The sequence below is a fragment of the Halobacterium sp. GSL-19 genome, assembly GCF_016917855.1.
Taxonomy (GTDB): domain Archaea; phylum Halobacteriota; class Halobacteria; order Halobacteriales; family Halobacteriaceae; genus Halobacterium; species Halobacterium salinarum.
In genome coordinates, this window is the sequence record NZ_CP070377.1 from 1921633 (window position 1) to 1945630 (window position 23998).

25 protein-coding genes are annotated in these 23998 nt (G+C 69.2%); 13 read left to right on the top strand and 12 right to left on the bottom strand.

What is annotated here, in order from left to right:
• Positions 1–59: 59 nt before the first annotated feature.
• Together JT689_RS11965 and thiD are read left to right on the top strand one after the other, a co-directional pair.
• On the top strand, positions 60–992 hold the full coding sequence (locus JT689_RS11965; protein WP_010903946.1) for a sulfide-dependent adenosine diphosphate thiazole synthase: 933 nt from the start codon (positions 60–62) through the stop codon (positions 990–992).
• Complete coding sequence (thiD, locus tag JT689_RS11970) at positions 992–2329, top strand: bifunctional hydroxymethylpyrimidine kinase/phosphomethylpyrimidine kinase (protein ID WP_205251297.1); 1338 nt, start codon at positions 992–994, stop codon at positions 2327–2329. The genes JT689_RS11965 and thiD overlap by 1 nt, the downstream gene beginning before the upstream one ends.
• Here the strand turns inward: thiD and npdG are convergent.
• From npdG to JT689_RS11985, 3 genes are all read right to left on the bottom strand, one after another.
• A complete protein-coding gene (npdG, locus tag JT689_RS11975) occupies positions 2300–2968 on the bottom strand; it encodes an NADPH-dependent F420 reductase (protein ID WP_010903948.1) in 669 nt (222 codons plus the stop codon). The genes thiD and npdG overlap by 30 nt on opposite strands.
• A gap of 88 nt (positions 2969–3056) precedes the next feature.
• A complete protein-coding gene (locus tag JT689_RS11980) occupies positions 3057–3929 on the bottom strand; it encodes a TIGR01548 family HAD-type hydrolase (RefSeq protein ID WP_010903949.1) in 873 nt (290 codons plus the stop codon).
• 32 nt (positions 3930–3961) lie between these two features.
• Positions 3962–4351, bottom strand: a complete 390-nt coding sequence (locus JT689_RS11985; RefSeq protein ID WP_010903950.1) for a UPF0146 family protein — start codon at positions 4349–4351, stop codon at positions 3962–3964.
• Positions 4352–4390: 39 nt separating this feature from the next.
• Here JT689_RS11985 and JT689_RS11990 point away from each other — a divergent pair, with 39 nt between their 5' ends.
• Entirely contained in the window at positions 4391–4912 is a 522-nt protein-coding gene (locus JT689_RS11990; protein WP_010903951.1) for an archaemetzincin family Zn-dependent metalloprotease, read from the top strand.
• A 16-nt stretch (positions 4913–4928) separates the two neighbouring features.
• On the opposite strand, the gene hflX is transcribed toward JT689_RS11990, so the two are convergent.
• The 3 genes from hflX to JT689_RS12005 all read right to left on the bottom strand — a co-directional run bounded on the left by hflX (position 4929) and on the right by JT689_RS12005 (position 8565).
• Entirely contained in the window at positions 4929–6218 is a 1290-nt protein-coding gene (gene hflX, locus JT689_RS11995; RefSeq protein ID WP_010903952.1) for a GTPase HflX, read from the bottom strand.
• A gap of 212 nt (positions 6219–6430) precedes the next feature.
• The gene (locus tag JT689_RS12000) at positions 6431–8263 is read right to left on the bottom strand and encodes a ribosome biogenesis/translation initiation ATPase RLI (RefSeq protein WP_010903953.1); all 1833 of its coding nucleotides are present in this window, start codon (positions 8261–8263) and stop codon (positions 6431–6433) included.
• 2 nt (positions 8264–8265) lie between these two features.
• Entirely contained in the window at positions 8266–8565 is a 300-nt protein-coding gene (locus tag JT689_RS12005) for a hypothetical protein (RefSeq protein WP_010903954.1), read from the bottom strand.
• A 130-nt stretch (positions 8566–8695) separates the two neighbouring features.
• Between JT689_RS12005 and JT689_RS12010 the strand changes: the two genes are divergently transcribed.
• Complete coding sequence (locus JT689_RS12010) at positions 8696–8968, top strand: helix-turn-helix domain-containing protein (RefSeq protein WP_010903955.1); 273 nt, start codon at positions 8696–8698, stop codon at positions 8966–8968.
• A 46-nt stretch (positions 8969–9014) separates the two neighbouring features.
• Here JT689_RS12010 and JT689_RS12015 read toward each other — a convergent pair whose 3' ends face one another.
• Positions 9015–10874 (bottom strand): PINc/VapC family ATPase, encoded by a 1860-nt coding sequence (locus tag JT689_RS12015; protein WP_010903956.1) that lies wholly within the window; start codon positions 10872–10874, stop codon positions 9015–9017.
• 415 nt (positions 10875–11289) lie between these two features.
• Here JT689_RS12015 and JT689_RS12020 point away from each other — a divergent pair, with 415 nt between their 5' ends.
• From JT689_RS12020 to JT689_RS12050, 7 genes are all read left to right on the top strand, one after another.
• Complete coding sequence (locus JT689_RS12020; protein WP_205251298.1) at positions 11290–12798, top strand: carboxypeptidase M32; 1509 nt, start codon at positions 11290–11292, stop codon at positions 12796–12798.
• 62 nt (positions 12799–12860) lie between these two features.
• Positions 12861–13058, top strand: a complete 198-nt coding sequence (locus JT689_RS12025) for a hypothetical protein (RefSeq protein WP_205251299.1) — start codon at positions 12861–12863, stop codon at positions 13056–13058.
• 54 nt (positions 13059–13112) lie between these two features.
• Positions 13113–13682, top strand: coding sequence for a GNAT family protein (locus tag JT689_RS12030; protein ID WP_205251300.1), 570 nt, complete (start codon positions 13113–13115; stop codon positions 13680–13682).
• Positions 13683–13722: 40 nt separating this feature from the next.
• Positions 13723–14766, top strand: a complete 1044-nt coding sequence (locus tag JT689_RS12035; protein ID WP_205251301.1) for a zinc-dependent alcohol dehydrogenase family protein — start codon at positions 13723–13725, stop codon at positions 14764–14766.
• A 105-nt stretch (positions 14767–14871) separates the two neighbouring features.
• Complete coding sequence (locus JT689_RS12040; RefSeq protein WP_012289528.1) at positions 14872–15045, top strand: HVO_0416 family zinc finger protein; 174 nt, start codon at positions 14872–14874, stop codon at positions 15043–15045.
• A gap of 191 nt (positions 15046–15236) precedes the next feature.
• Positions 15237–17066 carry an ATP-dependent helicase gene (locus JT689_RS12045; protein WP_010903960.1) on the top strand — a complete coding sequence of 610 codons (1830 nt, stop codon included), beginning with the start codon at positions 15237–15239 and terminating at the stop codon, positions 17064–17066.
• Positions 17067–17071: 5 nt separating this feature from the next.
• Positions 17072–18079, top strand: coding sequence for a M24 family metallopeptidase (locus JT689_RS12050; protein WP_205251302.1), 1008 nt, complete (start codon positions 17072–17074; stop codon positions 18077–18079).
• On the opposite strand, the gene JT689_RS12055 is transcribed toward JT689_RS12050, so the two are convergent.
• On the bottom strand, positions 18073–18324 hold the full coding sequence (locus JT689_RS12055; RefSeq protein WP_049892579.1) for a hypothetical protein: 252 nt from the start codon (positions 18322–18324) through the stop codon (positions 18073–18075). The genes JT689_RS12050 and JT689_RS12055 overlap by 7 nt on opposite strands.
• A gap of 85 nt (positions 18325–18409) precedes the next feature.
• Between JT689_RS12055 and JT689_RS12060 the strand changes: the two genes are divergently transcribed.
• On the top strand, positions 18410–19045 hold the full coding sequence (locus JT689_RS12060; protein ID WP_168731194.1) for a riboflavin synthase: 636 nt from the start codon (positions 18410–18412) through the stop codon (positions 19043–19045).
• On the opposite strand, the gene JT689_RS12065 is transcribed toward JT689_RS12060, so the two are convergent.
• Complete coding sequence (locus tag JT689_RS12065) at positions 18994–20133, bottom strand: PrsW family intramembrane metalloprotease (RefSeq protein ID WP_168731176.1); 1140 nt, start codon at positions 20131–20133, stop codon at positions 18994–18996. The genes JT689_RS12060 and JT689_RS12065 overlap by 52 nt on opposite strands.
• 279 nt (positions 20134–20412) lie before the next feature.
• Between JT689_RS12065 and JT689_RS12070 the strand changes: the two genes are divergently transcribed.
• Positions 20413–21828, top strand: a complete 1416-nt coding sequence (locus tag JT689_RS12070; RefSeq protein ID WP_205251303.1) for a ribonuclease E/G — start codon at positions 20413–20415, stop codon at positions 21826–21828.
• Positions 21829–21836: 8 nt separating this feature from the next.
• On the opposite strand, the gene JT689_RS12075 is transcribed toward JT689_RS12070, so the two are convergent.
• The 3 genes from JT689_RS12075 to JT689_RS12085 form a co-directional block, all read right to left on the bottom strand.
• Complete coding sequence (locus JT689_RS12075; protein WP_010903966.1) at positions 21837–22208, bottom strand: NifU family protein; 372 nt, start codon at positions 22206–22208, stop codon at positions 21837–21839.
• Between the two features lie 77 nt (positions 22209–22285).
• Entirely contained in the window at positions 22286–23266 is a 981-nt protein-coding gene (locus JT689_RS12080; protein ID WP_136361000.1) for an ROK family protein, read from the bottom strand.
• A 66-nt stretch (positions 23267–23332) separates the two neighbouring features.
• The gene (locus tag JT689_RS12085; RefSeq protein ID WP_010903968.1) at positions 23333–23938 is read right to left on the bottom strand and encodes an AIM24 family protein; all 606 of its coding nucleotides are present in this window, start codon (positions 23936–23938) and stop codon (positions 23333–23335) included.
• Between the last annotated feature and the right edge of the window lie 60 nt (positions 23939–23998).

Below are 23998 nucleotides of genomic sequence, written 5' to 3' on the forward strand. Positions count from 1 at the left end.
GCGTTTTGGGCTCTCACGGGAACCCAACGCTTAATTATCTAGTTGTACCATGTAGTGGTATGACGTTCGACTCATTCGCTGACGCAAACGAAGCCGAAGTCACACGCGCGATCACACGCCAGTGGACCGACGAGTTCCTCGACGACACGGAAACCGACGTGATCATCGTCGGCGGCGGTCCCTCCGGCCTGATGGCTGCCAAGGAGCTCGCCGACCGGGACGTAGACGTCACCATCATCGAGAAGAACAACTACCTCGGCGGCGGCTTCTGGCTCGGCGGGTTCCTGATGAACAAGCTCACCGTCCGGTCGCCCGCCGAAGCAGTCCTCGACGACCTCGGTGTGCCATACGAGTACGACGAAGAAAACGACGGGCTCGCGGTCGCTGACGCCCCACACGCCTGCTCGGCGATGATCACGGCCGCCTGCGATGCGGGCGCCCGCATCCAGAACATGACCGAGTTCACGGACATCGTCGTGCGCGACGACCACGCGGTCGCCGGTGCCGTCGTCAACTGGACGCCGGTGCACTCGCTGCCCCGTGAGCTCACCTGCGTCGACCCCATCGCGCTGGAAGCCGACGTGGTCGTCGACGCCACCGGCCACGACGCGGTCGTTGTCTCCAAGCTCCACGAACGCGGCGTCCTGGAGGCCGACGGCATCGAACACGTCGAGGAGCACGCCACCGGCATGGACCAGTCCGGTGACGGCGAATACGGCGCGCCCGGCCACGACTCCCCCGGCCACGACTCCATGTGGGTCGCCGACAGCGAGGACAAGGTCGTCGAACAGACCGGGAAAGTCCACGACGGCCTCGTGACCGCCGGACTCTCCACGGCGACCGTCCACGGCCTCACCCGCATGGGACCGACGTTCGGCGCGATGCTGCTCTCGGGGAAAGTCGCCGCCAACGCCGTCATGGACGAGCTCGCCGTCGACGAGCCGCGCGTTGACCTCCCCAGCACGGCCGCGCCCGCCGCAGACGACGACTAATGCACCCCGTTGCGCTCACGATCGCGGGCTCGGACAGCGGCGGCGGCGCCGGCATCCAGGCCGACCTCAAGACGTTCGAGGCCGGCGACGCCTTCGGCACCTCGGCGATCACCGCCGTCACGGCCCAGAACACGCACGGCGTCACCCGCAGTGACATCCTTGCGCCCGAGACCGTGCGCGCGCAGATCGACGCCGTCACCACCGACTTCGACGTTTCTGCGGTCAAAACCGGGATGCTCGGCGACGCCGCCGTCGTCGACGCCGTCGCCACCGCGCTCGCGGAGACGCCGGCACCGGTGACCGTCGACCCCGTGGTCGTCTCCCAGTCCGGCGACCGGCTGCTCACCGAGTCGGGGATCGCCGCCGTCCGCGACGAGTTGCTCCCCCGCGCCACGCTCGCCACGCCCAACATCCCCGAAGCCGAGCTGCTTGCCGACACCGAGATCACCGACGAAACCGATCTCCGCGCGGCCGCCGAGGCGGTCTGCGAGCTCGGGCCGGACGCCACACTCCTCACCGGCGGCCACCTCGACGGCGACCCCGTCGACGTGTTCGCCGGCGACACCACCAGCGCGTTCACCCGCCCCCGCATCGAGACGCCCACCACGCATGGCTCCGGCTGCACGCTCTCGGCCGCGATCACTGCGCGCCTCGCCCACGGCGACGCCCTGCGGCCGGCGGTCGAGCGCGGTATCGACGCGGTCGCAGCCGCCATCGACGGCGACCTCTCCGTGGGCGGCGGCGACGGGCCCGTCGACCACCGCCACGCCACCGCCACACCCACCACGGGAGTCGGCGCCGGGATCACGGCCGTCCGGGACGTGGTTGCGATGCTCGAAGCCGAGTGGCCGCCTGCCCTGGTGCCGGAAGTCGGCATGAACGTCGCGGTTGCACCTCCGGCAGCCACCACGCCCGCCGACGTGGTCGCCGTTGATGGCCGCCTCCACGCCACCACGCGTGGCGTCCGCGCCGCCGGCGGCATCGAACCGGGGGCGTCGAGTCATATCGCCCGCTTCCTCCTGGGCGTGCGCGCCCACGACGCCGACGTGACCGCCGCCACCAACGTCCGGTGGAGCGCCGCCCGCGAGGACGCCCTGGGCGACCGCTGGGACACCGTCAGCGTCGACCGCACCACCGAGCCCGCGGACGCCGACGGCACGATGGATTGGACCGCACAACGCGTCATGGCGGACCGCGACAGCGCGCCCGACGCCGTCGTCGACTCCGGCGCTGTCGGCAAGGAAGCGATGGTGCGCGTGCTCGCCGCCGACGCGGACGCGCTCACCGCGAAGCTCCGCACGGTGGCCTCACTCGAACGTGACGCCGACGTCGCGTAGGTCGTCGTTGTACCGCGCGAGGTTGATCAACAGCGGCGTCAGCGACTCGACCTCCGCGGCGTTCTCCACCGGCCCGGCGTCCAGCGCGCGCAGCCCCGTGATGTCGTCTGCGAGCTCCGCCACGCGCGTTCGCGCGCCCTCGTCGTTACCCACAACGAGCGTGTCCGCGTCCAGTTCGGTGTCCAGGTCCGCGAGCCGGTCGGCCGCGAGGTTGTGGAACGCACCCACCACGTCGACACCGTCGGGTGCGGCGTCCGCCACCAACGCCGTGACGCTGCCCGCCGACGGCGGGTTGTAGTGGAGGCCGTGCTCGCCGCTGGCGATGCCGACCGCCGGCGAGATCACCAGCGTGTCCGCGTCGAGCCTGTCCGCGACAGCGCCCATGACATCGGTGACGTGGTAGGCGGGCACCGCCACCACCACGACGTCCGCGCGGTCGGCCGCCATCTCGTTGGCGAACCCCGTGAGCTTGCGGTCGACGCCTTGATCGGCCAACGTGTCCTCGTACGCTGCCGCCGTCTCCCGCGCCTTCTCGGGGTCCCGCGACCCGATCACGATGTCGTGGTCGCTGTCGGTGGCCCACCGCAGTGCTAGTCCCGCGCCGATGTCGCCGGTTCCGCCGAGCAACGCGATTCGCATACGCCGACGGTCGGCCGGCACCCGAATAAGGATTGCGTGGGCGTCTCACACCACGGCTCGACGGCCGGTCGCCAGCCGCCCGCCCGTGTCACTGCCCGAGAAGCGCCGGCAGATCGTTCACGGAGTCCAGGACGTGGTCGGCGCCGGCGGTGTGGTATTTCTGGCGGCCGGCCTCGCCGGTCAACCCGCCGGTCAGCACGCCCACCGCGTGGTACTCGCGGCCGGGGTCGGCCTCGCGGGCGTTCAGCGCCGTCGCCACGTCGTCGAGGGTGTCCCCCACGAACACCACCGAGTCCGCTCCGGTGCGCTCGGCGAGCGCGATCAGCGCCCGGGGGTTCGGCTTGCCAGCCGCCCAGTCGTCCATCGTGAAGCGGCGCTCTCCGGGGATGTCCAGGCCGACGCGGTCCAAGGCCACGTCGGCTTCGTCGCTGGGCCGCCCGGTCAGCACGCACACCGGCCAGTCGGCGGTCAGCGCGTCGCCCGTTTCGGGCGCGAGCAAGCGGTCCTCGTCGTGGATGAACCCCGGCGCGGCCAGGTCGGGGTCGCCGCCCTCGAAGCGGCGGTAGTACTCGGTGCCGAGATACAGCTGCTGGAAGACGTCCCGCAGCCGCTCGGGCTCCCAGGCGTCGCGCACGCGCTCGACGGCGGCCGGGCCGAGGCTGGCGTCCACGACCGCCTCTGCGCCCGCCAGCCCGCCGCCGTGCTCGGCGATCGCGTCCGTGAACGCGCCCACGCCCCCGATGGTGCCGTTCTCACGGGACGCCAGCACCCACAACGCAGCCGCGTCCGTCACCGTCCAGTCGTTGTTGAACCCGCCAGCGTCCTTGAACTGCTGGATGTCAGCCCGCTCGATGGTGTCGCCGTACACGTGCTCGACGGCCTCCACGATGGCGCGCCGATACGACTCAGCCACGTCCACGAGCACCCCATCCACGTCCAGGACAACCGCGTCAACCTCCATACGCCGGCTGTCGGGCGCACCCGGCAAGTCAGTTACGCGTCCCGCGCCACGAACAGCGCCCCTGACGCCACCGTTCGTCGCTCGCTCACCGGCACAACGACCGGCTCACCACCCAGCGTCGTGAGATAACACGCCGCGCCGACCGCCCCGGCAACGTCCACGACCGCCCGCTGCAGCTCGGGCGGACACCGCAGGGCGTACACGGCGTCGGCAGCCTCGTATACGGCCCGCTCGGGGTCCGTGACGTCGTCACGCACGAACCTGACCGTCTCGGGCACTGTACACGCCTCGATGTCGGTTGCCGTCACCGCACACCCGCGCTCCGCCAACGCCGCCGCGACGTCCGGTCGCGCTCCGATCCCGACCTCCACAACGCGGCTGTGGGCCGCCAACACCGCGGCGACCGTCGGTGGCTGTGTCACGGCGGGATGTTTATGCCATCCCACGCTTAACGGTACCCCATGCGGGTAGACATCGTCCCCGTCGGCGACGTGCCCGCGCACGTCAAACGGCAGGCATCGTCCAGCCTCCGCTCGGTCTACGACTGCGAGGTCGTCGTTGCCTCCGAACAGGACGTGCCGACGGCGGCGTACGACGAGGCCCGGAGCCAGTACCGTGCTGCGGAGTTCATCGACACCGCGACCCGGGCCACCAGCGGCGACAAAACCATCGCCATCACGCCCCACGACCTCTTCTACCGCCGCCGCAACTACGTCTTCGGGCTGGCGTATCTCGACGGCCGCGGCTGCGTCGTCTCCACGTACCGCCTCCAGACCTCAAGCGACGGTGGTTTCTCCAATCGGTCTTCGAGCGACGTCTTCGACGACCGCGTCCGCAAGGAAGTCGTCCACGAACTCGGCCACACGCTCGGCCTCGAACACTGCGACAACAACCGGTGTGCGATGAACTTCTCGCCCACCGTCCGCGAAGTCGACCGCAAGGAAGAGAACCTCTGTGGGAGCTGCCAGCGCACCGTCTTCTAACCGCCCTCGGGGCTGGTCAGTCCTCGTTCAACTGCTCGGCCCGCCCCGTGGCCTTCGCGGTGACCTCGGGCCGCGCTTCGAAGCCGAAGGCGATCCGCTCGCCGTAGTCCGGCTCGTGGACCGTCCCCCGGTCGTGGCACCACGACACGAAGGCGTTGCCGGCGTCGGTGTTGGGAACCGACAGCGAGACGCGCCTGCGGTCCGGCAGCGCGTCGGTCAGGCGCTCCCGGAGCGCGTCTAATCCCTCGGCCCCCGTCGCGCTCGTGACGACCGGCGCGTGCCCGGCGTGCTCGGCGAGCAGCCGGCGTTTCGCGTCGAGGTCCGTGGCGGCGTCCCGCTTGTTCAGGACGGGGACGAGTGTCCCCTCGGCGTCCGCCAGTTCGTCGCGGCTCGCTTCCACCTTCGCGCGAATCCCCTCGCGGTCGTCGGTCGCGTCCACGACGAGGAGAACGGCGTCGGCCTCCCGGGCGGCCGCGAGCGTCGTCCGGAACGACGACAGCAGCCAGCGCGGCAGGTCGTCCACGAACCCGACCGTGTCCGTGAGGAGGACGCGGCGCTCGCCGACGGTCGCCCGGCGCGTCGTCGTGTTCAGCGTCTCGAACAGTCGGTCGCGGGAGGCTGCCGTGTCGGTGCGGTCGCCGTGGCCGTCGTTCTCGTCGACGGCGAGGTCGTCCGCGAGCCGCCTGAGGAGGGTGGACTTCCCGGCGTTCGTGTAGCCCGCGAGCGCCACGAGGTCGAAGCCCGACTCCCGGCGGGCCTCGCGGAGGCCGTCGTCGGCGTCGTCGAGCCGGTCCAGTTCCGCTCGACGGTCCGTGATGCGCTGGCGGTAGTCCGCCTTCAGCTGTGCGGCCGGGCGTTCGCCGCCGCTCCGGAACCCCTGTCGGCCCTGGGTCTCGCCGCGCTCGACGCGGGCTTGCGCTCGCGGGAGTTCGTACCGGAGTTCGGCGAGCCGGACTTCCAGCCGGGCGCGCTTGGTCTCCGCGCGCTCCCCGAAGATGTCCAACACGAGGCGCGCGCGGTCGACCACCTCCGCGCCGACGGCCTCCTGGAGGTTGTGCGCGCGCCCCGGGTCGAGGTGGTCGTCGACGACCACGAGGTCGGCGCTCCGGCGCTCGACCAGGCCTGCGATGTCGGCGACCGCGCCGTCGCCGAGGTCGTAGGTCGGGTCGCGGGGCCGCGCCTGCGTGCGTTCCGCGACGACCTCGACGCCCGCCGCCTCGCAGAGCGCACGGATCTCGTCGGTCTCGATGGGGGTGTCTGTTCGTCGCTTCGCGACGACCGCTGTCGAATTCCGTCTGTCTGTCATGTACGCGTGGGTGTCTCGCTGGGTCAGCAACCGGTCCCCGTCGTGACGCCCGCACGCGGCAGCCGCCGGCCGCCGGCGGCGGCCGGGTCGGACGCCCGGCTATCGGTCGAGCACGGTCATATGAACGCCAGCGGCGCCGACCAACAAAACCCTACCGGCCGCTTAGAACCGACGCCGTCACCCGAACGGGGCTCGCACGCCCCGGCCCGCATTCACGTCGTGTAGTAGTACTCGCCGTCGCGTTTCTGCTGTTTGTCGAGCTGGCTGTCGGGTTTGTTGATGCGCGGGCGGCCGAGGCGCTCGTCGCGCCGGAACGTCACGTCGAGGTTCGCGAGGAACTCGTTCATCCCCGAGCGCATCGCCTGGGGGGGCGACGCCTGCCCGTGTTCGGCGGGCTCGCCGTCGAACACCATCAGCCGGTCGCTCACCAGATCGATCATGTAGATGTCGTGGTCGATCACCATCACGGTGCTCTCGTTGTTCTCCGCGAACCGCCGGATGGCGCGGGTCGCGAGCACGCGCTGCTCGACGTCGAGGTGCGCGCTCGGCTCGTCCAACAGATAGAGGTCGGCGTCCTTCGAGAGGGTCGCCGCGATGGCGACGCGCTGGCGCTCCCCGCCGGAGAGGTCCGGCAGGCGTTGCTCCATGATCGGATCCAGTTGCAGCGGGTCCGCGATCTCGGTCTGCCAGTAGCTCGTCCCCACGTCGTCCGTGACCGACGAGAGGAACGCGTCGACGCGCATCTGCTGGTCGGCCTCCACGTACTGGGGCTTGTACGCGATGTCCAGCCCCACGTCGAGGGCCGCGCCCGCCTCGCCGCCGACGCTCGACGGCTCCAGACCGCCCGCGAGCAACTGCGCGAACGTCGACTTCCCGATGCCGTTCGGCCCGACGACGCCCAGCACCTCGTTGCGGTTGATGTCGCCGCCCTCGACGGACAGCGTGAACTCGCCGTCGCCGTAGGACTTCGTCATGTCGGGATACGACACGAGCGTGTCCCGGCGGCTGGCCGACCGAGGGGCGTGCTCCTCGAACTCGATGGCCTCCGGGCGCACGCGCATGTTCTCGTTTTCGAGGTATCCGCGGAGGTACTCGTTGATGCCGTTGCGGACGCTTTTCGGCGGCGTCACGACGCCGTAGACGGACGGCTCACCGTACGCGACGTGAATGGAGTCCGCCAGCATGTCCAGGACCGCGAGGTCGTGCTCGACGACGAGCACGGCCTTGTCGGCGTCTTCGGCGAGCTCCCGCACGAGGCGCGCCGCGGTGACGCGCTGGCCGATGTCCAGGTACGGCGTCAGCTCGTCCACGAAGTAGAAATCGGCGTCCCGCGCGAGCGTCGCGGCGAGCGCGACGCGCTGGAGCTCCCCGCCCGACAGCGAGTCGATCGCCTGATCCATCACCGGACGGATCGACAGCCGGTCGACGAGGTCATCGAGCACGCCGCGCTCGTCGGTCGCCTCCAACAGCTGGCGGGTGTTGCCGTCGAACTGTGCGGGGATCTCGTCGACGTACTGGGGCTTTTTCGCGACGTCGACGTCGCCGTCCCGGACGGCCGCCAGGTAGTCCTGGAGCTCGGTCCCGCGGTATTCGTCGACGACCTCGTCCCAGTCGGGCGGCGACTCGTGGCGGCCGAGGTTCGGCGTCACTTCCCCGGCGAGCAAGTCGACGGCCGTCGACTTCCCGATGCCGTTGGGGCCAAGCAGGCCGGTGACCTTCCCGGACTCCGGCACCGGCAGCCCGTACAGCGAGAAGGAGTTCTCCCCGTAGCGGTGGGTCGGCTGGTCGTCGAGCTCCTGGGGGAGGTTGATGATCTCGATGGCGTCGAACGGACATTTCTCGACGCAGATCCCACAGGACTCCCCGAGACAGATCTCCTCGCTGATGTGGACTTGGTCGGGGTCGCCGTCCCCGGCGTCCTCGCCGCGGAGCGTGATGCACTCTTTGCCGGTGCGGTTCGGCGGGCAGTAGTTCGAACACTCGTAGTTACACCGGTCCGGCTGACACCGATCCAGGTCGACGACCGCGATGCTGTCGTCCGCCATCGTTACAGGCTCACGCCGGCGGTCAGGAGCACGCCCCACGTGACGAACCACAGCGCGAACGTCATGAACGCGACGTAGAAGTAGTCTTTCGCGGAGAACTCTCCGATGTCGACGCCGAACGCCCGCATGAGACCAAGCTCGACGATAACCAGCCCGAGCAACACGAGCAAGCCCATGCGGCTGGTCGGGTCGGAGACGGTCACCTCCGACACGAACGCCGCCACCACCCCGCCGAGCGTGGCGATGGTCGTGACCGTCAGGCTTCGCCGATGAGCGGCCGTCGGGTCCAGGTTCTCTGCCATACGGTGGTGTGTGGTGGCCGCGCTCAAAAGCAGTTCGCTTGCCGGATGACGCCCCACCGACAGGTCACGTGAACAGTTCCCGTGAGACGACTTCCCGGTGCTTTAAGCGCGTGGAGTGTTTCGAATCGTAATGATGGCTGCAGACGACAGCGTACTCGAAGACCTCCCACCGAGCGCCAAACTCGTCTTCAAGGTCCTCGAATACGACGGCCCACTCACACAGAAACGCATCGTCGAGGAAACAATGCTCTCGGCGCGCACCGTCCGGTACGCGCTCGAACGGCTCGAAGACCGTGACGCCGTCGACGAAGACATCTACTTCGCCGACGCTCGCCAGAGTCTGTATGATCTCACTCCGGACGCTGCCCCGGAGGACGCCGACGCGGACGCCGAAGCAGCCTGAGAACTCCGTTCTGACGCCCCACACGCGGCGTCACTGCTGGTCGACGCTACGCGTTCGGCACGACCGTGATCATCCGCTCGGTGTCGATCGCGCGCTCTAACTCCTCGGCGATGGTCGAGCCACGAGACACCTTGATGTCGCCGCCTCGGCCCACTGTCGCCGTGAACAAGTACTCGCCGTCGGCCTGCACTTCGACGGTCTCACCGGCGCGGTCGTCGCCCATCGGGACGATGATGTGTCGACTCGTGATCTCCGGGGTCACGATCTCCCCCGCCTGCGCGTCGTCGGTGTCGCTGTCGGGGTCGGCCGCCGACTCCGTGGGGCGCTCGTCGAGCGTGCGCACGTCGATGTCGATGCCAAGCCGGTTCTCGATGTCCGCGATGCGGCCCCCGCCCTTCCCGATGACGTGGCTGATGTCGTCGTCGGAGACGTAGACGACCGCGTCGTTTGGCCCCCGAATGTCGACCGCCACGCGGTCCCGGGTGGCGGCCTGGATCTCCCGTTCGACCTCCTGCTTTGCGAGCTTGTCCACGCCGGACTCCCCGGCACCGCCGCTTTCGCCGTCGAGTGGCACGGTCACGACCTGGCGGTTGAACGTGTACAGCTCGTACGCCGGCACGTTCGTCTCGAAGTCCCGCACCTGGATGACCGGGCGCGCGAGGTCCTCTTCCATCAGTCCCTCCGGCACTTTCACCTCCGTGGTCACGTCGTAGACGGTCTCGACGTTGCCGGCCTCGATGTAGACGACGGTGTCCACGATCTGGGGGATCATGCCCAGCTCGACGCGCCCGACGAGCCGCTGGAGGGCGTCGATGGGGCGGGTGGCGTGGACCACGCCGACCATCCCGACGCCAGCCAGCCGCATGTCCGAGAACACCTCGAAGTCGTCGGTCTTCCGGACTTCGTCGTAGATGGTGTAATCCGGCCGCACCATCAACAGGGAGTCGGCGGTCTTCTCCATGGACCCACTCAGCGCCGTGTACTGCGTGACCTCCTCGTCGAGTTGGAGGTCCCGCGGTTTCTCCATGGTCTTCACGACGTTGCCGGCGTCAGCGAGGAACTCCGCGACCGCCTGCGCGAACGTGGATTTCCCCGCGCCGGGTGCGCCCGCGATGAGCACGCCACGGTCGCGTTCGAGCAGGCGCTCACGGAGGGCGTCGGCCTGCGTGTAGTCGTCCATCGTCGTCTTCACGATCGGCCGCACGGCGGTGATCTCGACGCGCTCGCTGAACGGCGGCTCCGAGATGGCGATGCGCAGATCCCGCACTTGCGCGATGGTCATGCCGTCCTCCGAGAGCTCGATGAAGGCGTCGTCGGCGCGCTTCGCGGTTGAGACGATCTCCGTGGCGTACTCCCGCACGAGCGATTCGTCGAGGGCGTCCTCGCCGATGGCTTGGTATTCGATTTCGCCCACGTCACCGCGCTTGGCCTTCGGCACCATCCCCGCTTTCAGGTGGAGGCTCATCGTGTCCTCGTCGAGGTACTCCTCGATGGCGAGCGCCTCGAAATCCGGTTCCAGGGGTTCGAGGAACTCCACGTCGATGCCCTTGCCTTCCGCGACCTCCGCTTGCACGATGTCGCTGGTGACGAACGTCGCGTCGTGGGCGGCCGCCACGTCGCGGATGATGGCGTCGATGGCGCCCGCCGCCGCGCGCTTGATGTCGTCTTCGTCGGCGCGCTCGCCGACGTACTCGACGGTGATCGCTCCGTCGTCGGCGAGTTCGACGAGCCGCTGGAGTTCTTCGAGGGCGTCCCACCCGGTCTGCCGGCCGCCGTTGGCTTGTGCCTCGACTTCGCCCACGACCGCTTCGGGCACATACACTGTCGCGCCTTCGTAGGTCCCGTCCTCGACGCCCCGCGAGATGCGGCCGTCGACGACGACGCTCGTGTCCGGAACGACGTTCATTTCACTGTCCGTAGTCTCGGCGCACGGATAAGGGTGTTTGGCCGCGACCGGTGAGATCACTCCGCTGCCCGGCAGGCCACCGCCGAGCGCGGCCGCTGTGGGGTGGCAAGCAGTGAGATGGGACGTGCCCAGGTCCCCGACAAGTCCGGTGTGATGGACGGTGCCACTGACAGCGCCCCCGAGCGTGACCGCAAGCGTGGGATGGCGTGCGCGCCGTGGGGGTGCGGGATGGACTCGACTGGCGCCGGTCTACGGTGGCGCCGATTTCTGGTAGGCGCGCCGGACGTAAAAGTTGTATGGTGTATGTTAACATGCACATGAATTTCGATGACACACTGCGGCACCCCGTACCCTCGCGATCCCACTGCGTTCCGCGACACGAACGCTGATAGTACCCCGGTGTCGATGCACACACATGGCACACGCCACACAGTCTCCGGACGCCTACGACGCCCTCCTCGATCACTACGAAACCATCACCGGCCTCGGCGGTGCGGCCGGCATCCTCAGCTGGGATCAGGAGGTCATGATGCCCGAGGGTGGCACGCCCGCCCGTTCGACGCAGAAATCAGCGGTGTCGACGGTCAGACACGACCTGCTGACCGACCAGCAGGTCGCCGATTGGCTCGACGACCTCGCCGACGCCGACCTCACGGACGAACAGGCGGCGGTCGTCCGCGAGATCCGCCGCGAGCACGAACGCGCCGCCCGCGTCCCCAGCGACCTGATCGCCGACCTCTCGGAGAAGACCTCCGAGGCCCATCCCAAGTGGAAGCAGGCCCGCGAGGAAGACGACTTCTCGATTTTCGCGCCGGTCCTGGAGGACCTCATCGACCTCAAACGGGAGTACGCCACCCACATCGACCCCGACGCAGACGCCTACGAGGTCCTGTTCGCCGACTACGAGCCCTATCTCGACCTCGACACCGCAGAGCGCGTGCTCGAACGCCTCCGGGACGAACTCGTCCCGCTCATCGCGGACATCCGCGACAGCGACGTGACCCTCGCGGACCCGTTCGCGGGCAGCCAGTTCGACGTGGACACCCAGGAGGACCTCGCCCGTGACGTGCTCGACACGCTCGGCTACGACTGGGAGCACGGCCGGATCGACACCGCCCCCCATCCGTTCTCCTCGGGCACCCCCTTCGACGCGCGCGTCACCACCCGCTTCGACCCCGAGAAACCCGTCGACGCCCTGCTGTCGACCATCCACGAGTTCGGCCACGCCCGCTACACGCTCGGGCTCCCCCGAGCGGAGTACGGCACCCCTCTCGGCGAATCACGCGACCTGACCGTCCACGAGTCACAGAGCCGGCTCTGGGAGAACCACATCGGCCGCTCGCCGGCGTTCTGGGAGGCGTTCCTGCCCGAGATGAAAACCCAGTTCCCGCAGGTCGAGGACGCCACCCCACGGGCGGCCTTCGAGGCCGCCAACGAGATCTTCGAGGACAACCTCATCCGCGTCGAGGCGGACGAACTCACCTACCACATGCATATCGTGGTGCGCTTCGAGATCGAGCGCGAACTCATCGAGGGCGACCTCGACGTCGCGGACGTGCCCGAGGCCTGGAACGACAAGTACGAGAAGTACCTGGGCGTCCGCCCCGAGACCGACGCCGAGGGCTGTCTGCAGGACATCCACTGGAGCCAGGGGTCGATCGGTTACTTCCCGACGTACTCGCTGGGCAGCGTGCTCGCCGCCCAGATATTCGCCGCGCTGGAGGCCGACATCGGCCCCGTCGACGAACGCGTCCGCGAGGGCGACTTCGATGTCGTCGGTGACTGGCTGGAATCCAACGTCCACCAGCACGGCGCCCGCTACACCACGCCCGACCTGGTTCGTGAAGCCACCGGTGAGGCGTTCACGGCCGACTACTTCCTCGATCACGTCCACGAGAAGTACGGCGAGCTGTACGACCTCTGACGCCGCGTCAGGCGGTGCGAACAGCCGGTAGTTATTTTATCGCGCCGGGACGAGACTGGTGCATGACAGAACGAACTGCCGTCGACTTCGTCGAAGAGTGGCAGACGGGGGCCTTCCTGCTGCTGGCGTCGGCGCTCGTCGGTTTCGTCGCGGCGAGCGCGCTGGGTCGCGGCTTCTCCACCGACCTTTCCATCCCCGGGCTCGTCGGCGGCGCAGCCCTCACGTTCTTCGCGCTCTCGTACGTCCTCTACGGCCGGTAAGCTGCGCCCGCCAGCCACCGAACGCTTGTGATCGACGCGCCGGGTGGCTCCCGTATGCCCGGCCCCGCCTTCCTTACCGGCGACCGCGTCACGCTTCGACCGCCCGAGCGCGAGGACCGCAACGCCGTCCAGCGCTGGATGAACGACCCCGACCTGTGGCGGCCCGCGCTTGACGCGAAGCCGATGAACGGCGACCTCGCCGAGCAGTACTTCGAGACGACGCTCACCACTGAGGACGACGTGAAACTTCTCGTCTGTGTGGAGGACACCGCCGACCCTATCGGCCTGGTGTCGCTCACCGCTAGCCAGTACGGGCCGACGGCGACCGACCGCGCCCGCAGCATGGAGCTCGCGTACCACCTCGACCCCGACTTCCACAGCGAGGGCTACGGCTCCGAGGCCGCTGAACTGGTCGTCGACTACGGCTTCATGGACCTGAACCTCAACCGCATCGAGGCCGAGGCTGGTGCGTTCAACGACGCCTCCATGGGGTTGCTCGAATCGCTTGGCTTCAGCCGGGAGGGCGTCCGGCGCGATGCCGCCCACTATCGCGGCGACTACTACGATATAGTCACCTTTGGGGTGCTGCGCGAGGAGTGGGCAGCCCGGCAGCCCACACTGTGAGGGGCAGCCGTTTATCTGGCTGCCCACCGTCGGGACGAGTATGCGCGCAGCCGTCTATCAGGGACCCGGCGAGATCGCCGTCGAAGAGGTACCGAAACCCGAAATTGAGTCGCCCGACGACGCCGTGATTCGCGTGACCCACACGGCGGTCTGTGGCTCCGACCTCTGGTTCTATCGGGGGGACAGCGACCGCGAGGCGGGGTCGCGGGTCGGCCACGAGCCCATGGGCATCGTCGAGGAAGTCGGCGACGACGTGACCTCGGTCGCGCCCGGGGACCGCGTCATCGCACCGTTCGCGATCTCCTGTGGGGAGTGTGAGTTCTGCCGGCAGGGCCTGTACACCTCCTGCGTTGAAGACGAGTCCTGGGGCAGCGAGGCCAACGGCGGGGGCCAGGGCGAGTACGTCAAGTGTCCGTTCGCGGACGGCACGCTCGTTCGGGTGCCCGACCGCTACGCCGACGACGAGGACGTACTCGAATCGCTGCTGCCGCTGACCGACGTGATGGGCACCGGCCACCACGCCGCCGTCAGCGCGGGCGTCGGCGAGGGTGACACGGCCGTCGTCGTCGGCGACGGCGCGGTCGGGCTGTGTGGCGTGCTCGCCGCCCAGCGCCTCGGTGCCGAGCGCATCATCGCGATAGGCCACCACGAGGACCGCCTCGAACTCGCCACGGAGTTCGGCGCGACGGACACGATCTCGGCGCGCGGCGACGACGCAATCGAGCGAGCGCGAGACCTCACGCACGGCGGCGCGAACCACGTCATGGAGTGCGTGGGCGCGGCGTCCGCGATGGACTCCGCCATCGCCATCGCGCGGCCCGGCGGCACCGTCGGTTACGTCGGCGTGCCCTACGGCGTCGAGGACGGCGGGCTGGACGTGTTCACCATGTTCTCGGACAACATCACCATCCGGGGCGGGGTCGCGCCGGTTCGGGCGTACGCCGAGGAGCTGATGGCCGACGTGCTGCAGGGGACGCTTGATCCGTCGCCGATCTTCACGAAGACCGTCGACCTCGACGGTGTCCCGGAGGGGTACGCGGCCATGGACGACCGGGAGGCGATCAAAGTGCTGGTGAAGGCCTGACCGGTCCACCAGCCGGCGGCGGTGTCGTGGACGCGACTCCTGTGTGTGGTACTACCTGACACCTTGCAGTAGCTTGAAGTGATGGCGCGGTGTACCATGGCATGCATGTCGAGCGCACAGACTTCGGACGACTCCCTGCTGGACGAGTTCCTCGAAGACCGCGGCCACGACACCCGGACGTGGGACGAGAGCTACAACAAAAAGCAGTGTCCGGAGTGTGGTGGGCTCCACGACGTAGACGCACGAACCTGCACAGTCTGTGGCTGGGGACCGAACTAACGCCGGTCACGCGCACCGACCCGCGACCATCGCCTTGCGGTTCTGTCGGGAGCATCGTACGCCGCTGCGCGCGCCACCCACCCCCGTGCGTGGCCGCTCCGGCGGCCGACGAAACCGGGTGGGTTTGACGCCCGGTTCGGAGTGGCAGAATTTCAATCGGTTTATACACCATTAGCTCCTCTAGTGCTGCAATGACGGACTCGGAGCCGGAAGTCACGCGGCTGTTCGGTGGTCCGGGGAGCGGGAAAACGACCGCGCTCCTCGACCACGTCGAGGAAATCCTCAGCGAGGACGACGTCTCGGTTCGAGACATCCTCGTCGTGTCGTACACGCGCGCTGCAGCCGCCGAGGTCCGGGAACGACTCGCCGAGCGACTCGATATGAACCCGCGATCCCTGCGGGGGAACGTCGCCACGATGCACGCCAAAGCCTACGAACTCCTCGGGTTGTCCCGTGGGGACGTTGTCGGCGAGAGCGACAAGGAGGCGTTCTGTGAGGAGTACGGCATCTCCTTCGAGGACGAGTACGCCTCCGGGTCGCGCCGGACGGCGCGCTCGACGACGCTGGGGAACAAGGTCATCGCCACCTCACAGTGGCTCCAGCGAACCAGCCGGGACGTCTCGGAGTGGTACGACGTTCCCTTCCGCTGGGACGACGAGGAGGTCCGCCTCCCCCCGGAGATCGACGAGAACGCACAGGTCGGGAACAAGTACACGCCGACGTGGCCGTCCAGCGACGAACGCCACGACATCCCCGAGGCGATCCGGGCGTGGCGGACGTACAAAGGCGAGAACGAACTCGTCGGGTTCGCGGACATGCTCGAACGCGTCGAGCAGCGCTCGCTGCTGCCGAACGTCGAGTACCTCGTCATCGACGAGTTCCAGGACATCACGAGCCTCCAGTACGACGTCTACGAGGAGTGGCGGCCCCACATGGATCGCGTCCTCATCGCGGGCGACGACGACCAGGTGGTGTACGCCTGGCAGGGCGCCGACCCCCGCCTGCTGCTCGACACCACGGTCACCGACGACCAGGTGTTGCCCAACTCCTATCGGCTCCCCTCCCAAGTGCTTGAGATCGTCCAACAGGAGATCAGTCACATCGACACCCGCCAGGAGAAAGACCTGAAACCCCGCAAGGAGGGCGGCAGCGTCGAAGCGATCGACAGCCCGTCGATGCTGGATCTCGTGCGGAACGTGCGGCGGACCGTCGAGGCCACCGACGACGACACGGTGATGATCCTGTTCCGGGCGCGCTACCAGCTGTTCGACTTCGTGGACGAGTTCATCGGCGACGGCATCCCGTTCCGCGCGCTCACCGACCAGCGGATGTGGACCGACCGCCTCCAACAGTACATCAACGCCGTCGAAGCCCTGGAGACCGACGACGACGTCAACGGCCTGGAGGCCCGCCGGCTCATGGACATGCTCCAGGATTCGGCGTTCGGCACCAACGACCGCAGCGATCTCCGGGAGGCCATCGACGAGGCCCAAGGCGAGAGCACCGACCTCACGGAGCTGACGTTCCCCGCGGAGTTCATCCGGGACTACGTGCCGTTCGTTCCCGGGCCGTCGGCGGCCGCCGACATGCTGCGGAAGGTCACGCGCTACCAGCGCCGCAGCATCGACGCCTACTTCGAGGGTGACTACCGTGGCATGGATCCGGATCGGGTGCGCGTCGGCACGATCCACTCCGCGAAGGGCCGCGAGGCCGATCACGTCTTCTTGGCGACGGATCTCACGGAGAAGGTCGTCGAGCAGATGGCGGCGACCGCCGACCCCGAGACGGTGCCCGACGACGTGGAGTTCACGAGCAAAACCAGCCCGGTGCCGATCCTGACTGACAACGAGCGCCGCGTCTTCTACGTGGGGATGAGCCGTGCCCGCGAGCGCTTGGTGCTGTTGCAGGACCTCGTCGGCGGCGCGCCGACGCTCCCCATCGACGTGTTGCTGTACGGCGAGCGGACCGGACAGACGCTTGCGGACGCGCTGGACGCCGATACGCCGGTGCAGATCCCGTAACCAGAATGCGCGCTCCACCTTTCGCCACCGCGCTGGCGGACGCCGACGCCGACGCGTTCGTCCACGTCGGCCCGCCGGATGATCCGGTGGTGTCGTATCTCGCCGGCACACAGCTGCCGTGTCGCGCGGCCGTCGTGTACGGCGGCCGGGTCGCAGTGGTGCCCGAGCGCAGCCTCCCCGGGGCGTCCGGGGTTCCGGCCGAGGTCACCGTCCTGGACCCGCATTCGGTGCCCGCCAGGCGGCTGCCGGGGTTGGCGTCGGACGCAGTGCTTGCGCCCCGCATGCTGCCCCACGACGCCGCGTTGTACCTCGAAGAGGCGGGCATCGACGTGTCGTCGACGGTCGTCCACAAGCACGCCCGCCGTAGCAAGACGCCCGCCGAGCAGAAGACGTTGCGGGAGGCGGTCGCCGCCGCCGAGGCCGGCCTTGGGGCCGCCGGCGGCTTGCTCGCCGACGGTGTTGCGGACGACCTCGGGACGCCCGCGGCCGTGCGTCGTGCGGCCAACGCCGGGATCGCTGACGACGGCGCGGTGCCGGCGACGACCGTGCGGCCGGCGTCGGCGGAGCCGGACACGCCGCTGCGCGTCACGGCCACTGCTGTTGTCGACGGGTACCATGCGCCCGTCCGCCGGACGTTCGTCGCGGGCGCGGACGGCGGCTGGGATCGCCGCGCCACGCTGGGCTGTGAGTACGGCGTGGACGCCGCCATCGACGTCATCGAGGCGGGGGAGACGACCGCCGAGCGCGCCGGTGAGGAGGCGACCGCCGAGCTGGCGTCGCTGGGGTTCCCGCCCGAGGAGACCACCGTCGACGTTCACGGGGTCGGCCTGGAGCGCCGGGAAGCGCCGACCGGGGAGGCGACGCTCGCCGAGGGCGCGGTCGTGTCCGTGTCGGCGGGCGTGACCGACGACGGGCGCACGGTCGGCGTGTCGGATGTCGCTGTCGTCGGCGCGGACGGCGCCGAGCGCGTCGGGTCGTTCCCGCGCTCGGTCGTGCCCAAAGCCGATTACTGAGCGTCGTCGCTGTCGTCGTCGTTGTCGGGTGGGTTGGCAACCACCGTGGCAGCGCTCTGCGCGATGAGCGCCGGGATCTCGGTGGGCGTGTAGACGTAGCGGTCGCACGCCAGGATGGCGGCAGCGAACCCGAGGAAGACCCAGCCGGTGTGGTCCCCGGCGAGCAGTGTTTCGACGCCCAGCATCCCGGCTGGCGCTGCGAACGCGACCGCGACGCCGAGGCTGACCGCATCGAGCAGCTTCACAGGGTGGCTGTGCGTGCGCAGGCGAAAAACAGTTGTCGTCGCCACGAACCGGTACGTTTTCGTGATGCGTCCCGAATCTGGAATCGTGTTCACGGGAATCATCGAGGAGACGGGCACCGTCGAGCGTGTCGTCGACGACGACGACGGTCGCCGCCTCCGCATCGCAGTCACGGGTTTCGGCGCGTTCAGCCACGGCGAGAGCATCAGCGTCGGCGGCGTCTGTCTCACCGTCGAAGACTGGGGCGAGGACTGGTTTTCGGTGTTCACCGCCGCCGAGACGCTGTCGAAGACAACGCTGAGCGCCGTGTCGTCGGGCGACCGCGTGAACCTGGAGCGCGCGCTGCCCGCCGACGGCCGCCTCGACGGCCACGTCGTGCAGGGACACGTCGACACCACCACCGAGGTCGTCGACATCGAGCAGGTCGGCGAGGACTGGACGTTCACGTTCGCGCTCCCCGACGGCCACGCCCAGTACGTCGCGCCGAAGGGATCGGTCGCCCTGGACGGCGTCAGTCTCACTGTCGCCGGCATCGACGACGAAGCCGGCACGTTCTCCGTCGCCGTCATCCCGACGACCTACGAACTCACGTCGCTGTCCGAGCGCAGCCCCGGCGATCGCGTGAACGTCGAGGTCGACGTGCTCGCGAAGTACGTCGAGCGGATGGCCAGCTACGACTCCTCCGTGGACTCGGTCGGCGGCGCGCTGGACGCAGCCGAGTAATCCTCGGGGTCGACGCCCACACCGTCGTCCGCGATCCGCCGCACCGCCGGCTCGAGCGCGTCGCCGTCCCAGGTTGCGGCGTGCGCCGCGACCGCCGACGCCCCGGTGTGGTTGTACGCCGCCCGGTAGGCCCGGAGCTTCTTGCCGAGGACCGCCAGGAAGACGCCGTCGTAGGCGATGACGAACACCAGGAACGCGACCCCTTGGGCGACCCCGACGAACTCCGCGACCGGCTTGAGGTTGGTGACCGCCGTGTTGTACGTCGCGTGAATGAACGTCGCGGTCACCAACCCCTTCACGACGATGGGGCCGGCGTCGTCGGGGTTGAACTTCGCGAGGCCGAGGTAGTAGCCCGCGAACGCCGAGTAGATCACGTGGCCGGGGCCGGCGAGCGTTCGCAGCGCCGCCACCTGGAACGCCACCTCCGTGGCCTGCTGGCCGCCCGCGGTCTGCATGACCGACATGACCTCCCGCAGGATGTAGATCGCGTTCTCGACGGTGGCGAACCCCAGGCCCGCCATCGCACCGTAGACCGCGCCGTCGACGACGGTGTCGAACTCGTCGCTGCGGAAGACGTACAGCCGCACCGCCAGCCACTTCACGATCTCCTCGACGGGGCCGACGACCAGGAAATAAAACAGCGCGGACGTGGCCACGGCCGTGCTCCCCGTCATGGGGTCGCTCGACCCGAACAGCACGACCGAGGACATCGCGTTGATGGCGGCCGCAAAGCCCGCGAACAGGAACCCGAACACGAACGTGGCGACGAGCAACTCGATCGGCTCTTGGCCGGTCGCGTCGGCCAGCCAGATGTAGCCGGCGACGGCCAGCGCGGGCGCCACCGAGAGCAACACGTAGGCCCCGACGACGGGCCGGTCGAAGAACACCAACCCCGTCGCCGTGGCGAACTGCGCGACGATGATGAGCGCCGCGACAACCAACACCCCGGGGCGAAGCCCCGTCCCGAGAGCGTTGTAGAGCCACGTAGCCGCGTAGTCGAGCCGACTACGGGGCTCCCACGTGACGACATCGTAGAGGTCCATGTCGTCGTCGGCAGCCCGCTGCACCGGGTCCTGGTCAGCGGTCATGTGTCCCGTCTTTCGCATCCACGTCCTTCATCGTTCCTTCCGACCCGACGTGTGTCAGTACTTGCCTCGACGATAGGTTTTGTGTGCTACCAAATCGACGCCACAACCATGGCATACAGTCACAGCCGCGGCCTGTTGTACACCACCCCAACCGACAGCGACCACTCCGACACGACCCCCGCACAGCCCGCCGACGACTGAAACCCTGATACCGGTACGGGCGCAACCACCGCGTATGCAGCGCCACCAGCCCACCACCGCCGCCCACTCGCACGTCCAATGACCCGGGTTCGCGTCCGCGGCATCTACGCCACCGCGCTCACGCAGTTGCTCCGGAACGCGGGCCTCGACGTCGTCGCCGCATCCCCGCCCATCCGGGCACGGTTCCCGGACGCCGACCTCGGTGCCGCCGAACCCCACGCCGACATCCGGATGACGCCCGACCGCCAGGGCGTCGGCATCACCGCCCACGGTGACGACCACGCACGTGCCGTCCGCGCCGTCGTCGCCGACCTCCCCCGAGACACCTTCGTCTGGCCCGATCCCGTCCCTCGCGGCGCGGTCTTCGACGCCACCGTCGACCACACCGTCGGCGGCGGCGCGATCCTCGACCTCGGCGACGACCGCGAGGCCTACCTCCCGTTCGGCGCCGTCGACGACCACGTCACCGACGGCGACACCCTCCGGGTCGCTATCCGTGATCCAGCCCCGCCCTGGCACGACGACCGCCCCAGGGCCACGGCCACGATCACCGTTTCGGGCGCGCTCGCGAGCCTCGACCGCGGCGTCGACGCGCTCGTCGCCGGTGCCGCCACCGACCGCGCCGAGCTCGCCCGCGCGACGGAGCTCCTCGACCCCGACATCCCCGACAACTGGGGTGTCTACTGGGAGTACGACGGCGCCGACGCGAGCCTCGACGCCCGCGGGACCGCCCTCGACACGCTGGCCGCCCGGGCAGACCGGCTGGAGGCCACACTCGCCGACGCAGACGGGGGCGATACCCCCGGCCTCGTGGCCGCTCCGGACACCACGCTGTGGGCGTGGTTCGGCCGCGAAACCCGGTGTGCGCTCGACGACCACCGCCGCACGGTGGCAGCGACGATGCCGGGCCACCACCGCATCAAAGCCGGCAGCGACGCCGCCAGCGACGCCGTCGACTTCGCGGAGGCGCTGGGGGCGTCCGTCGACGAGTTCCCGTTCGGCGCGGTCACGGACCAGTTCGGCCCCGGCGTCGGCGCGTCGATCGAGATCCAGCACGGCAAACCCGACGGCGCGCTCATCTCGCTTGGCCGCGGCGAAGTCACCGATCGGTCCGCGGAGAACGCCCGCATCACCGTCGAGCGCGAGATGACTGGCGGCGGCACGTACGACGCCCTGGGTGTCGCCCGCGAGGCAGGCGACACCGCCACGACCCGGTTCACCGAGGGCAACTGGTGGTATCCGACTGTCTACCGCAGCGAGGACGGCGAACGCAAGGGGACGTATCTCAACGTCTGCACGCCCGTGGAAGTGTTCCCGGACGCCGTCCGATACGTCGACCTCCACGTGGACGTGATCAAACACGCCGACGGTGCCGTCGAGATCGTCGACCGCGAGGAACTGCAGGACTGCGTTGCCGACGGCCTGGTCTCCGAGGAACTCGCGGAAAACGCGCTGTCGGTCGCCGAGCGCGTGCAGTCAGCCGTGGCTGAGTAACACGCTCCTTAGAAGTGTGCGTCGGAGCTGGGGCTGCCCTCGCCGCGACCGCCGCGGCCGCCCTCGTTGCGGTCGATCCCCATGAAGCTCTCCGCCTGATCGCCGCCCCAGCCGCCGCCGTCGCCGTCGGTGAACCGCACGACGACATCGTCGACCTCGTCGAACTCCGCCGCGAGGTCGGTTTTGATCCGTTGTGCCGTCCGCGGGCTGATCCCACACCCGGAACACGCGCCGCCCAACTCGACGACGACTTCGCCGGCCGTCGCGTCGGCCTTCCTGACGGCGCTGGTCCCCCCGTGGCTCCTGATGATCGGCATCTGACCGACGAGCCAGGTTTCGACGCGCTCGTGGAGGTCTCCCGCGGCCGCTGTCTCGCTCATACCCGCGGATACACGCTCGATGCATGGTATACCTTCGGTTACTGCTCTTTCACGCCGCCCGCCGGTAGACCGCGCGCTCACGGCGCGTGAGTGCTGTCACCGGTCCCGCCCGTGAGCGCCGACGCGATCGCGCCCTTCAGCACCACGTCGTCGCCCAGCGTCGTCAGCCGGATCTCCGGGACGTTGCTGAACACGCGCTCCTGGATGTAATCTCGGATCGGCCCAAGCACCTGCTCGGGGTTGTGCAGCGCGACCGCCCCGCCGACGTACACCACCAGCGGAGCGTACGCCTGGACGAGGTTCGTCACGCCGATCCCGTTCCACACCCCGAGTTGCTCGACGACGTGGGCGGCAAACGTGTCGCCGTCGGCCGCACACTCGAAGACGTCTTTGGCGGTGAGCCCCCCGCTGTCCAGGGGCAGTGCCGTCTCCACGCCGTCGGCGTCGTCGGCCAGCAGGCGCGCGTACTCGGGGATGTTGTTCCCCGAGCAGTACGCCTCCCAGTGGCCGTCCCGGCCACACCCACACGTCCGCCGGCCGCGCGGGTCCACCACCATATGCCCGAGCTCGCCGGCGTTGCCGTCCCACCCCCCGATCACGGTTCCGTCGACGGCGATCCCCGCGCCGATCCCCGAGGAGATCGTGAGATACGCCATGTCGTCCGGCGTGCGGTCGGCGTAGAACCGCTCCCCGATGACGCCGGCGACCGTGTCGTTGTGCAGGAACACGCGTTCCGTGTCGACCCCCAGCAGGTTCGCCAGCGGGCCGACCAGCGGGATCGTCTCCACCGACGCCGGCATGTTCGCCGGGGAGTCGATGGCACCGTTCGCGAGATCCAGGGGGCCGATGCTGCCGATGCCCGCGGCCTCGATCGCCGTCGGCGCGACGCCGGCGTCCGCGGCCGCCGCGCGCATCACTGCCAGCACGGTCTCCGTGACCGCGATCCCGGTCGGGCCGCTGGGCGTCTTCCGCCGGTCGACGCCGACGATGCGTCCCGATTCGTCACTGACCGCCCCACGCACGTTCGTCGCCCCGAGGTCGACGCCCGCGTAGTGCATTCACGTGTAGCGGCGGGTTCCGACCACTTAACCACTCAGTTTTCACGCAGGATCGTGTCCGCCCGCTCACCGGGTCGCAACCCACACCGTGCCCGGCCCGTGGAACCGCCCCACCGACGCCGCGTCCTCCATCGCGGACACGCGCTCGACAGCCACGCGCACGCGGTCCTCGAACGCCACGACGTTCGCGGCCGCGACCACGCGGCTGTCCCCCTCGGCCAGTGCCACCCGTTCCACGCGCCCCCGTCCGGCGACGTACACGGTTCGTTCGCCCGTGAACTGCGTCATCAACAGCCCCATGCCCCGCGTCGGCGCGTTCCCGATGCTGCGCGCACCCACGCTGACGCCGACCGGCGCCGCAACGAACCCGTCCCACGCCACCGACACCCGCCCCCCGGCAGCGCCCAACTCACAGGCCGCGATCTCCCCCGGGTAGTCAGGTGCGAACCGCACCACTGCCCCGCCACCGACCGCGCGCACCCGGACCGGCGTCACCTCGCGCTCGCGGGCGGTGTTCGCGACCGACCGCATCGCCCCCGCCCGCGACCGGTCGATGCGCACGTCCCCCGTGTGATCCACGAGCGCGCCCGCAGCGGCCAACACCGCCTCCTCGGCGTCCAGTGTGACCTCCAACAGCCCCCCCATCCCGTCGCCGACCGACGCCTCCATCATCGCCACCTCGGTCCGGGACCGCGACCACCGCCCGTCCGCCGCCGAACACGCATCATACGC